This is a genomic window from Streptomyces flaveolus (assembly GCF_000716535.1).
GTDB lineage: Bacteria > Actinomycetota > Actinomycetes > Streptomycetales > Streptomycetaceae > Streptomyces > Streptomyces flaveolus_A.
This window is the reverse complement of record NZ_JNWV01000020.1, coordinates 285,549-297,036: the sequence shown is the minus strand read 5'-3', so window position 1 is coordinate 297,036 and position 11,488 is coordinate 285,549. Positions and strand designations below refer to the sequence as shown.

12 protein-coding genes are annotated in these 11,488 nt (G+C 72.4%); 8 read left to right on the top strand and 4 right to left on the bottom strand.

Features of this window, described 5'->3' with window-relative positions; all coding sequences use genetic code 11:
* Window positions 1-114: 114 nt before the first annotated feature.
* The 4 genes from OO52_RS22955 (at window position 115) to OO52_RS54005 (ending at window position 3,478) form a co-directional block, all read left to right on the top strand.
* Window positions 115-426: a lactococcin 972 family bacteriocin gene (locus tag OO52_RS22955; protein WP_063738808.1), complete on the top strand. Its 312-nt coding sequence runs from the start codon at window positions 115-117 to the stop codon at window positions 424-426.
* A gap of 142 nt (window positions 427-568) precedes the next feature.
* Window positions 569-2,659, top strand: a complete 2,091-nt coding sequence (locus tag OO52_RS22950) for a bacteriocin-associated integral membrane family protein (RefSeq protein ID WP_030645770.1) — start codon at window positions 569-571, stop codon at window positions 2,657-2,659.
* A 28-nt stretch (window positions 2,660-2,687) separates the two neighbouring features.
* On the top strand, window positions 2,688-3,356 hold the full coding sequence (locus OO52_RS22945; RefSeq protein ID WP_048910224.1) for an ABC transporter ATP-binding protein: 669 nt from the start codon (window positions 2,688-2,690) through the stop codon (window positions 3,354-3,356).
* Window positions 3,353-3,478, top strand: a complete 126-nt coding sequence (locus OO52_RS54005; RefSeq protein ID WP_267881440.1) for a hypothetical protein — start codon at window positions 3,353-3,355, stop codon at window positions 3,476-3,478. Before OO52_RS22945 ends, OO52_RS54005 begins: the two co-directional genes overlap by 4 nt.
* A gap of 245 nt (window positions 3,479-3,723) precedes the next feature.
* Here OO52_RS54005 and mmuM read toward each other — a convergent pair whose 3' ends face one another.
* Window positions 3,724-4,647, bottom strand: coding sequence for a homocysteine S-methyltransferase (gene mmuM, locus OO52_RS22940; RefSeq protein ID WP_030645766.1), 924 nt, complete (start codon window positions 4,645-4,647; stop codon window positions 3,724-3,726).
* 205 nt (window positions 4,648-4,852) lie between these two features.
* On the opposite strand from mmuM, the gene OO52_RS22935 reads away from it, so the two are divergent.
* The 4 genes from OO52_RS22935 to OO52_RS22925 all read left to right on the top strand — a co-directional run bounded on the left by OO52_RS22935 (window position 4,853) and on the right by OO52_RS22925 (window position 8,775).
* Complete coding sequence (locus OO52_RS22935; protein WP_030645765.1) at window positions 4,853-5,947, top strand: glycoside hydrolase family 43 protein; 1,095 nt, start codon at window positions 4,853-4,855, stop codon at window positions 5,945-5,947.
* Between the two features lies 1 nt (window position 5,948).
* Window positions 5,949-6,107 (top strand): hypothetical protein, encoded by a 159-nt coding sequence (locus OO52_RS50930; RefSeq protein ID WP_158712541.1) that lies wholly within the window; start codon window positions 5,949-5,951, stop codon window positions 6,105-6,107.
* An 18-nt stretch (window positions 6,108-6,125) separates the two neighbouring features.
* Window positions 6,126-7,859: a DUF2264 domain-containing protein gene (locus OO52_RS22930; RefSeq protein WP_030645763.1), complete on the top strand. Its 1,734-nt coding sequence runs from the start codon at window positions 6,126-6,128 to the stop codon at window positions 7,857-7,859.
* Between the two features lie 103 nt (window positions 7,860-7,962).
* Window positions 7,963-8,775 carry an isocitrate lyase/PEP mutase family protein gene (locus tag OO52_RS22925; protein WP_030645761.1) on the top strand — a complete coding sequence of 271 codons (813 nt, stop codon included), beginning with the start codon at window positions 7,963-7,965 and terminating at the stop codon, window positions 8,773-8,775.
* Here OO52_RS22925 and OO52_RS22920 read toward each other — a convergent pair.
* The 3 genes from OO52_RS22920 to OO52_RS22910 form a co-directional block, all read right to left on the bottom strand.
* Entirely contained in the window at window positions 8,709-9,425 is a 717-nt protein-coding gene (locus tag OO52_RS22920; RefSeq protein ID WP_030645759.1) for an alpha/beta fold hydrolase, read from the bottom strand. The two genes, OO52_RS22925 and OO52_RS22920, sit on opposite strands and share 67 nt — an antisense overlap.
* A complete protein-coding gene (locus tag OO52_RS22915) occupies window positions 9,418-10,002 on the bottom strand; it encodes a TetR/AcrR family transcriptional regulator (protein WP_030645757.1) in 585 nt (194 codons plus the stop codon). Before OO52_RS22915 ends, OO52_RS22920 begins: the two co-directional genes overlap by 8 nt.
* Before the next feature lie 89 nt (window positions 10,003-10,091).
* Window positions 10,092-11,417 (bottom strand): jacalin-like lectin, encoded by a 1,326-nt coding sequence (locus OO52_RS22910; protein WP_037629184.1) that lies wholly within the window; start codon window positions 11,415-11,417, stop codon window positions 10,092-10,094.
* Window positions 11,418-11,488 lie beyond the last annotated feature (71 nt).

The window sequence follows — 11,488 nt, the reverse complement described above, 5'->3', positions numbered from 1 at the left end:
CCGTTGTATTACCGAAAACTTGACAGACCTTTAGGTCCTTGGGAGAGTCCTGCTCGATCAAGATCAAGATCAAGCCAAACAAGGCCCATATCAAGCCAAAGGCGAGATCATGTCATGGAGAGAGAGAAGATCCCTGTGAAGACCAAGCGCAGCCTGAAGGTCGCGATTGCCGCCGGTGCCCTCGTCATCGCCGGTGCCACGCCGGCCCTGGCCACCATCTCCTACCCGGCGGAGGGTGGCACCTGGGACCACGGAGCCGGCACCTCGTACGTGTGGTCGGACTACTACCTGTCCAGCCGGTGCCACGGCTCGACGTCCGTCGGTGAGTACATCGACACCGACGAGGCGAGCGCGGGCAACTGGAGCATCACCCAGGCCGACGCTGCGCTGTACGGCAACAAGACGTACTACAAGACGAGCTGCTGACCCACCGGGGCCGATGAGCCCCTGTCCCTCGTGGTGAGGTGAGCGCCTCCGCCCGCGGAGAGAATGCCATGTCTCCCCGCGGGCGGTCCACTCCCTGCCCGTTCTGCCCTCCCGGAGCTGCGCTCCCCGATCTGGGTCGTCGATGCTGCACCGAAGTATCAAGTTCGTTCACGCCGCCGTACTGGCGTTCTCCGCAGTGCTCTCCTTCCTGTTCCTCCGAGACCTCGACGGACGCTGGGTCATGGGGCACACGGCCGTCGTCTGGGTGACGGACACCAAGGGGGAGACCAGCGGGGCGCACGTCACCCGTGTCCTGGCCGAGTTCGCCCAGTCCCACCAGGCGACGGTCGCGCGCGAGACCCCCGACCTCAAGGAGCCGTACAGCCGTCGGCATCTCTATCTGGCCCCCGGCGGACCCCACTCCGACTGGCTGCGCGACGGTTACCCCGCCTTCGACCGCGACTACCGCACCGACGTGCACCCCGTCGCCGAGCTGGGCAACCGCGACCCGCGTGGCTACTACTACGTGTTCGGCTCGGACCGGGACGTCGACGAACTGGTCCGGACGTTCACGGATCTCGGGTTCGAGGCGGCGCCCTACCGCCCCTACTCGCTCGGGCAGCTCACCCCGGCCTACTCCGACAGCGCCCTGCTCCGCTCCTTCTTCGTCGTCACCCTCGCCGTCGTGACGATGACGGGCGCCGGCGTCATGCTCAGCGCCAAGGGATACGGGGTGCAGCGCCTCCAGGGCAGGTCGTTCGGGCAGATACTGCTGCGGGACCTGCGGCAACTGGCCACCTTCTGGGCGGCGGCCTTCGGCGGGGTGACCGCCCTGGTTCTGCTGCTGCTCGGCCTCTACAACGGACTGGCCTGGATCGGCGTCTTCACCCTCGTCGCCCTGGGTCTCGCCGCCGTCCTCGGTCTCGTCTCCGTCGCCGTGCACGCGATCACGCTCCAGCTCACCTCCCAGACCGGACTGCTGCGCGCGCTGAAGGGCGAACTCCCGGCCCGGACCGCCGCGATGAGCACCTATCTGGTACGGATCCCCGCCCTCCTGCTCGCGGTGAGCATCGCCGGCGACGTCGTCATGGCCGGTCAGAACATCGCGAGCCGGGAAGCCAGCATCGAGACGTACCGGAACATCGGCGACACGACCGCGATCGCCCTCAACGGCAGCACGGCGAGCGAGGGCGCCTTCGAAGTCCTGGACGAGAAGGTGGGCGGCTGGCTCCGCGAGGCCGACGGGGACGGGCAGATCATCGTCGCCGGGCACCGCAGGCTCCGGCACCTGGGCGACCTGGCCGGCCTCCCGGACCGCGACCTGCTGATCGTCAACCAGTCCTATCTCGCGGCACAGCCCGTGCTCGACGCCGCGGGGCGGCGGGTCCCCGCGACCACGGCCGACCAGGCCCGGGTGAGACTGCTCGTCCCCGCGGACCTCGACCGGTACACCGACCGTCTCGCCGCCTCGGTCCCGGAACTGCTGAACCCGAGCCGCCCGGAGGCGATCCCGGCCGAGCGGGTGACGGCTCTGCGGGCCCAGGACGGCCAGCGACTGTTCACCTACAACCCCCGGGGCCGGCTCCAGGCCATGACCAACCCCGACGCGGACGAGTCGTTCGTCACCGACCCGGTGGTCGTCGTCTTCCCCGACGGCTCGCCCTCCCTGAGCAACCGGGGCTACGTCGCCTACGCCTCCCAGCAGAGTCTCGTCTTCAAGAACCCGGACGACGTGACGGACGGGATCGCCGAGCACCATCTGCAGACCTACGTCACCGGGATGAGTCCGGTCGGACAGAACGCGGCCCTCAAGCTCCGCGACCTCGTCGCCGACTTCCGGCTCCAGTTGTTCAACCTGGCCGTGGCGGTCGTGGTGCTGCTCATCACCGGAGTCGGGGTCTGCATCGTCCACTCGCGGAAGAACGCGCAGACCATCTTCGCCCGGTACATCAGCGGCTGGCGGTTCACGGCCACGCACCGTGCGCTCCTGGGCGTCGAGGGGCTGCTGGCCGTCCTCCTCGCCGTATGGGTGCCCTTCCAGGTGTGGTGGCAGAACCAGGAGCTGGAGGAGTACCGGAGAACCGGCCTCAAACCGCCCGCGGAACCCGTCCACATCACCGGCCTCGACCTCGGCGCCAACGCCGGACTCGTCGCCGTAGAGATCGCCGCGGTGCTCGCGGCCCTGGCCTTCTTCCACCGTCGGATCGTCAAGGAAGGGGCGGCAGAGTCGTGACCCGCCACCGTCCCATCGGAGCCACCTCGTGATCGAGATTGAGAACCTGCGCAAGTCCTACGGCCCGCGTACCCTGTGGTCCGGCCTCGAATTCACCGTTCGGGGAGGCCAGTTGCTGGCGCTGGTCGGGCCGAGCGGCTCCGGCAAGTCGACGCTGCTGAACTGCCTCGGCCTTCTCGACACCCCGAGCTCCGGCGCGATCCGCCACGAGGGCCGGGACATCACGGGCTTCGGCCCGCGCGCCGCCCGTCACTACCGGCGCGACGTCCTCGGCTACCTCTTCCAGAACTACGCCCTGATCGAGAACGCGAGCGTCGCCGCCAACCTGGAAGTCGCCATGAGGCCACGGCGGAAGAGGGCGAACGCTCCGACCGTCGCCGACGCGCTCGACCGCGTCGGGCTGGCAGGCCGGGAGAAGGAACAGGTGCACCGGCTCAGCGGTGGCGAACAGCAGCGCGTCGCCCTGGCCCGCCTCATCGTCAAGCAGCCCGCCCTCGTCCTGGCCGACGAGCCCACCGGCGCGCTCGACCACGACAACACCACCCTGGTCGTCGACATCCTGCGCACGATGAGCGAGGACGGCTGCGCCGTCGTCATCGCCACCCACAACGACGCGGTCCGCGACCGCTGCGACACCGTTCTGACCGTCGGAAGCACGACCCGACCCGAACCTGTGAAAGGAAGGCAGCTCGCATGAAGATCCGTCTCACCTGGGCCGCTCCCCTCGCCCTGGTCGCCCTCGCCGCCATCGCGGTCTTCGCCGTCTACGGCACACACGCCTTCACCATCCTCGGGCGGATCGGGGCGAGGATCTTCTGAGCGTCCCGCCCGGTCGCCCGAGGGGCGGTGCGGCGCCCGGCCGGGCGGCGTGAGTCGCCGGTCACCGGTCCGGTCCGCCCGCCTCACCCGCCGGCCGCCGCCACCGAATCCGCACCGCACACGCGTGCCCGGCAGCGGACGCGTCGCTGCCGGCGGACCGGCGGCCGGCCCGCAGTCCGTCTTCGCCGAAGCCTTCTCCAAGACGGCTCCGGCCCCGGCGCGGCAGCGACCGGCCCGGCCCGCCCCTACGCGGCGAGCGCCCCGGCGATCCCCGCGATCGCCTCCGGCCCCACCCGGCAGCACCCTCCGATCAATCGTGCTCCCGCCTCCCGCCACGCCTTGACCTGCTCGGCGCCGAACGTGGTGCGCCCGCGCCAGGTCCGTGCCCGGGCGTCCCAGGCCTCCCCGCTGTTGGGGTACACCACGACCGGCTTGCCGGTCACACGCGCCGCGATCTCCACCGCGCCCGGCACATCCTCCGGCGCACAGCAGTTGACGCCGACCGCGATCACCTCGTCGGCATCGGCGGCGAGGCCGAACGCCTCCTCCAGGGGCTGCCCGGCCCGCGTCCGCAGGCCCTCGACGGTGTACGACAGCCAGGCCGGCACCCCCAGCCCCCGCACCGCCCGCAGCAGCGCGGCGGCCTCGTCGGCGTCCGGGACGGTCTCCAGCGCCAGGACGTCCGGCTCGGCGGCGGCCAGCACCTCGATCCGGGGCCGGTGGAACCGCTCCAGCTCGGCCACGCTCAGCCCGTACCGGCCCCGGTACTCGGAGCCGTCCGCGAGCATCGCCCCGTAGGGGCCGACGGAAGCGGCCACCCACAGCGGGCGCTCGCTGCCCGCGTCCGCCGCCCGCCGGGCCGCCGTACGGGCCAGTTCCACGCTGAGGCCGAGCAGCCGCGCGGCTTCCTCGCGGCCGATGCCACGCTTGCCGAACCCCTCGAAGGTGGCCTGGTAGCTGGCCGTGATGGCCACGCTCGCGCCCGCCAGGAAGTAGGCGAGGTGGGCCTCGGTGACCGCGTCGGGCCGCTCGGCGAGCAGCCGCGCCGACCACAGCTCGTCGCCGAGGTCGTGCCCGGCCGCCTCGAGCTGGTTGGACATGCCGCCGTCGAGCACGACCGTCCCGGTGGCGAGGGCGTCGGCGAGGCTGGGGGAGGTGTGGCTGGTCATGGTCACGACGCTAGTCGAACGGGGAGGGGAAAGGGCTTTCCCCTCTGTCGCGCTTTCTCCGTCGGACCCATTGACCCCCTCGTGACCCGCCCTTACCTTTTCGGCGTTCGGTATCACAGATGATGTTCGAGATATCGAATGCCGTGAGCAGTTCTTGATCCGACAGTCCTCGAAGGCACCGCTTCCCCACCGAGAGGCAGTCCGCATGAGCCGCGACAACGACCTGCCAGAAGCCCCCGGCCGCAGACTGATGCTGAAGGGGGCCGCGCTCGCCGCCGGTGCCCTGGCGGCCGGCCCCGGCCTCGCCCAGGCCGCCCCCGCGACCCCCAAGACCCACCCGCCCGCGACGACCCCCCTCGTGAACCCCCTAGTCCTCCAGCGCGCCGACCCGCACATCACCCGCCACACCGACGGTCTCTACTACTTCACGGCCACCGTCCCCGAGTACGACCGCATCGTCCTGCGTCGCTCCCGCACCCTGAACGGCCTGGGCGCCGCCGCCGAGTCGGTGATCTGGCGGGCGCACGCGACCGGCCCGATGGGTGCCCACATCTGGGCGCCGGAGCTGCACCGGATCGGTGGCAAGTGGTACATCTACTTCGCCTCGGCCCCGGCGGAGGACGTGTGGGCCATCCGCATCTGGGTGCTGGAGAACGCCCACGCCGATCCCTTCCAGGGCACGTGGGTGGAGCGGGGCCGGATCAAGACCGCGTGGGAGACCTTCTCCCTGGACGCCACCACCTTCAAGCACCGTGGCACCCGCTACCTCGTGTGGGCCCAGCACGAGCCCGGCATGGACAACAACACCGCGCTGTGGATCTCGAAGATGGCCGACCCGTGGACCCTCACCGGACCCCAGGTCCGGCTGTCCACCCCCGAGTACGACTGGGAGTGCGTCGGCTACAAGGTCAACGAGGGGCCGTACGTCCTGCAACGCAACGGCCGGGTCTTCCTCACCTACTCGGCCAGCGCCACGGACTGGCACTACTGCGTGGGCCTGCTGACCGCCGACGCGCACAGCGACCTGCTGGACGCGCGGAGCTGGGCCAAGTCGCCCGTCCCGGTCTTCACCAGCAACGACACCACGAAGCAGTACGGCCCCGGGCACAACTGCTTCACCGTCGCCGAGGACGGCCGTACCGACGTCCTCGTCTACCACGCCCGCCAGTACAAGGAGATCACCGGCGACCCGCTGCACGACCCCAACCGGCACACCCGGGTCCAGAAGCTCGGCTGGAAGCCGGACGGCACACCGGACTTCGGGATACCCGTCGCCGACACCGTGAAGGAGGGTGCGTGACATGAGACGGGCGTACGCGATCCTGCTCGCCCTGTGCTGCGCCCTCGCCGCCGCCCTGGCGACGGCCGGCCCCGCCGCGTCTGGTGCCACCGGGCGCCGTCAGGGTGGGATGAATCCCCGGGGCGCCCCGAGCGAAACCGGGGCGCCCCGGTTCCCGTGAGGAAGGACAGTCACCGCCGTGCTCGAACTGCCCGCCGACGACCGCGTGTCCAGCCCGTACACCGGCTACACCCGCGCCCACTGGGAGGCCGCCGCCGACGCCCTGCTCGCCGCCGTCGAGCCGTACGCCACCCCCGACCGCGCCCTCTACCACCTGCCCGGCGACCACGTGAGCCACGCCGGCCACCTCTCCGACGGCCTCGAAGGGTTCGCGCGCACGCTGCTGCTGGCCGCGTTCCGCCGCGACGAGACCGCGCTCGGCCGGTACGCCGAAGGCCTGGCGGCCGGGCCCGGCGGGGTCTGGCCACGGATCACGGACCGCAGCCAGCCGCTGGTCGAGGCCGCCTCCATCGCGCTCGCCCTGCGGCTCACCCGGCCCCTGCTGTGGGACCGCCTGGACGACGCCGTCCGCGAGCGCACCGCCACCTGGCTGGCGGACGCGCTCACCGCCGAACCCTGGCCGTGCAACTGGGAGTTGTTCCCGGTCACCGTCGGCGGCTTCCTCGCGGAGACCGGCCACCGGGAGGAGGAGGCGCGCAAGGCGGTCGACCGGGGACTGGAACGGGTCGAGAGCTGGTACGTCGGCGACGGCTGGTACACGGACGGCGACGGACGGAAGTTCGACTACTACAACGGCTGGGCCATGCACCTGTACACGGTCCTCCACGCATGGCTGGCGGGCGACGCCGAACTGCTCGCCCGCTACGGCGGGCGGTTGTCCCGCCACCTCGCCGACTACGCCCGCCTGTTCGGCGCCGACGGCGCCCCCCTGCACCAGGGCCGCTCCCTGACCTACCGCTTCGCGACGACCGCCCCGCTCTGGCTCGGCGCCCTGACCGGGCACACCCCGCTGCCCCCGGGCGAGACACGGCGGCTGGCCTCCGGAGCGCTGCGGTACTTCCTCGACGGCGGCGCGGTCGACGAGCGGGGCCTGCTGCCGCTCGGCTGGCTCGGCCCCGACGAGTCCGTCGCGCAGACCTACTCGGGCCCCGCGTCACCGTACTGGGCGAGCAAGGGCTTCCTCGGCCTGCTGCTGCCGCCCGGACACGAGGTGTGGACGGCACGGGAGGAGCCGGGCCCGGCCGACCGCGCCGACGCGGCCCACCCGGTGCCCGCACCCAACTGGCTGCTCCAGACGACCCGTTCGGACGGCGTGGTCCGGCTGCACAACCACGGCAGCGAGGACGTCCGCTACGACCCCTACTACACCCGGCTCGCCTACTCGACCGCCACCGCGCCCGAGCCGTCGTACGACAACAGCGTGATCGTCGACGGCGATCCGGGCCGCACGGAGATCGAGCCGCTCGGCACCGGCGAGGGGTGGATCGCCTCCCGGCACACCGTGCGCGCCGGGATCACCGTCACCAGCCTGGTGGTGGTCCGGGGTGCCGTGGAGGTCCGGGCCCATCTGGTGGCGGGCGCGGCACCCGGGACGCCGGTACGGGTGACGGGCTGGCCGGGCGGGAAGGGCGTACGCGTCGAACTCGCCCCGGTCACCGGCCTGTCGGCGGAGCTGATCGGGGTGACCGGGGACGGCGGGGCCACGCTGTTCGTGGCGCTCGCCCGGCTCACCGGGGAGCCGGACCCGCTGCCGCTGCCGGAGCTGGTGTCCGTGGCGGTGCGGGAGGCGGACGCGGACGAGCAGGGCTACGACGTGCGGGTCGGCTGGTTCGAGGGGCCGGCCGCCGCCTTCCGGTTCACGGCCGCGGACGAGGTCCCCGCCGGCTCGTCCTGGTCGGTGGCGCCGCGGTGACGCCTCGGTGAGACGGCGGGCAGGGGCGCCGCAGCATGCTTCGGCGGGCGGGGTGCCGGTTGTTTCGGCGGGCGCCGAAACAACCGGGGCCTAGCGTGGCCGTATGACCGCAGAGCCCGTTCCCGCCGCCTCCTTCGCCGGCCTCCACCACTGTCCGGGCGAGCCGCTGCTGCTGCCCAACGCCTGGGACCACGCCTCGGCCGCCGCCCTCGCCGCCCGGGGGTTCCCGGCGGTCGGCACGACGAGCCTGGCGGTCGCGGCGGCCGTCGGGCTGCCCGACGGGGAGGGCGCCACCCGCGAGCACACCGTGCGGCTCGCCCTGGCCCTCGGATCCGGGCCGTACCTCCTCTCGGTCGACGCCGAGGACGGCTTCAGCGACGACCCGGCCGAGGTCGCCGAGCTGGCCCGCGAGCTGTGGGCCGCCGGGGCCGTCGGCATCAACCTGGAGGACGGCCTGGGCCCGGCCGGCCGGCACGCGGCGAAGATCGCCGCCGTCAAGGCGGCCGTACCGGGCCTGTTCGTCAACGCCCGTACCGACACCCACTGGTCGGGGGACGGCGACGAGCGGGACACCCTGCGCCGGCTCGACGCCTACCAGGAAGCGGGCGCCGACGGGGTGTTCGTACCCGGCGTCACCGACCCGGCGCGCATCGCGGCCCTCGTCCGGCACACCGCCGTCCCCCTCAACGTCCTCTACTCGCCCGCCGGACCCACGCTCGGCCGCCTCGCCGGACTCGGCGTGCGCCGCGTCAGCCTCGGCTCGCTGCTGTACCGGCGGGCGCTGGGCGCGGCCCTGGACGCGATGGCCGACATCGCGGCCGGACGCGCCCCGGCCGGTACGACCCCCTCCTACGCCGATGTCCGCGGGCTGGAACGCAGCGTCTCGACGAGCGAGTCGGCGAACTCCACGGGGTGATCCAGCGTGCCGAGATGTCCGCCCGGGAACTCGGTGAAGGCACAGCCCATGCGTCCGGCGAGGAACTCGGCCGTGCGGTGCAGGAGCTGACCGCGCGATGCGGCGCCGGCGGCGATGGTGAGCCGGCCGGGGGGCGGGGTGACGGCGGGCGCGTACGCGGTGAACGGGCGCAGGACACGGGCCAGGAAGACTCCCGTCGGGGTCGCCGACTCGCCCTCGGCGGGCGGTCGTCCGGGGCCGTCGAGCTGCTCGATCAGCTCGGCCCGCCGCGCCGCCCCGTCCGGCAGGACCGTCACGCACGGCGGTTCGTGCGCGACCACGTGCGCCAGTCGCGCGGGGTACCGCGCCAGCAGGTCCAGCACCGCGATGCCACCGGAGCTGGTGCCGAACACCGACGCCGTCCCGCCCTCCGGCAGCACCGCCTCCAGCACCCGGCGCGCGCCCTCGCTCCAGTCCGCGACCCGCTGTTCGGCGACCGGGTGCCCGAGCCGGCCGTGCGCGAGGCCCAGCGGGTCGTACGTCACCACGGTGAAACGCGCGGCCAGCCGCTCGGTCAGCGGACCGAGGCCCATCGGGTGCCCGGCCCCGCCCGGCACGAGCAGCAGCACGGGACCACGGCCCGTGACGTCGTGGTGCGGTGTGTCAGTCATCGGCGCACCCCTCCTCGGGCCAGTGTGCGAGGGCGAGGTGCAGGGCGTCGACGGCCTTGTCCCAGGAGGCCTGGACATCCCGGTCCGCGCCGAAGCCGCCGGTGCTCTCCAGGAGGCAGTAGCCGTGGAAGGTGCTGCGCAGCAGGCGCACCGCGTCCGTCAGGTCCGGTTCCTCCAGGCCGTACGCGCGCAGCATGCCGTAGGTGATCTGCGCGGTGCGTAGCAGGGCGGGGGAGTCGGCGATGAGGGCCTGGTCGATGCGGATCTGCGTGGCCGCGTACCGGCCCGGGTGTTCCAGGGCGTAGTCCCGGTAGGCGCCGGCGAAGGCCCGCAGCGCCTCCTTGCCCGACCGGCCGGCCACCGCCGCCGCGATCCGGTCGATCAGCTCGCCGCCCGCGTACAGGGCGAGCCGGGTGCGCAGGTCCTGGAGATTGCGGACGTGCGAGTACAAGCTCGCGTCCTTGACGCCGAAGCGACGGGCCAGCGCCGAGATGCTGACGTTCTCGAAGCCGGCCTCGTCCGCCAGCTCCGCCGCTGCCGCCACCAGCCGCTCGACGGTCACTCCCACCCGGGCCATCCGCCCACCTCCCTTGGGATCCTAGGTTGTAGCCTAGAGCCTCTAGGGTTATGTGGACAGTGGGTTCCAGTACCACCCGCGTTCCGCACTCAGCGGACCGGCGCGTACAGCACGCCCAGCTTGTCGATCCCGTCGCCCGCGCGGCCGGTGAAGCCGACGATCTGCCAGCCGGTGGGGGCCGTGAAGGTGGTGGTGTCGGTGGTCGCCGTGCCCGCCGACAGGGTGCGGCCCCGGTCGGTGGTGAAGGCGGCCGAGAAGATACGGGTGCGGCCGTCCTTCCGGCCCTGGGTGAGCTTCACCGAGGTGAGGTGTTCTCCGGCGGCGAGGGTGAGGGAGGCGGCGGTACCGCCCGTGCCGCCGTGGCCGAGGACCGTACCGCCGTCGTGGGTGAGGGACACGGCGTCCAGGCGCGCGCCGCCGCGCAGGGTGAGGGTGCGCGGGGCGGGCGCGGCCGGCAGGTCGTCGGCGTCGTCGAAGGCCGTGCCGTGCGGGCCGCCGAAGAAGTCGCTCGCCCGGAGCCCCGGGTTGGGGGCGTAGGAGAAGTCGACGGTGTGCGGGAAGTGGTCGGAGAGGTTGCCGCCGGCCGCGTCCAGGAACGTCGCCCACGCGTTCTGGTAGCGGGTCGCGGTCAGGGAGACCAGGTTGCTGCCCCGGTAGAGGACCTTGTCGACCACCTCGCAGTCGTCGGGCGGCGCGGACGCCGGGCACAGCAGCGGATCGGCGCCCTGCGCGGGGGCCGTACCGCCCCTGACCAGGCGCACCCAGGCGTCGGTCAGACCGTTGTCGGCGACCAGGGTCCGGAGGTTGTCGCCGGCGCGGGTGTAGCGGGTGTTGGTGTCGCCCATCACGATCACCGCGTTGCCCGCCGAGTTGGCCTGGATGAAGGCGGAAAGCTGCGCGATGTTGGCGCGCCGGGCGGCCAGGGCGTCCTCGGTGTCGTCGGCGTTGGGATGCGCGTTGTACACGTCGACGTAGACGCCCTCGGCGAGCCGCACCCGGGCCAGTGTGAAGCCCTTGGGGGTCAGGCAGTTGGTGCCCGTGCAGTCCTTCCACTTCACCCGCTCGAAGTCCTCGAACGGGTAGCGGGACAGGGTGTTGAGGCCGTCGCCGATGCCCGCGCCGCCGCTGGTCGCCGTGCGGTGGGGGTGGTCGTCCCCGGCGTAGAGCGCCGCGTGGTAGTTGAAGTCCTCCTGGACGTTGACGATGTCGTAGCCCGCCAGTCGCGGGGAGATCAGCGGGGTGTTGGTGGCCGGATGGCTGGAGCTGAGGCCCTCCGGCAACCCGGCCACGTTGTACGTCAGGACACTGAAGCTCCCTGGCTCGGCGGCCTGGGCGGTGCCGGCGGAGGCGGTGAGTCCGGCGAGGGTGAGCGCACCCGCCGCGAGGATCCCGGGAACTCTTCTGTTCGGTCGCATGTGAGTCATGTTCACGCCAACTCTCCTGGTTTGAAAGGCAGTTGGGAAAACCGTCATGTGAACAGCCGTCT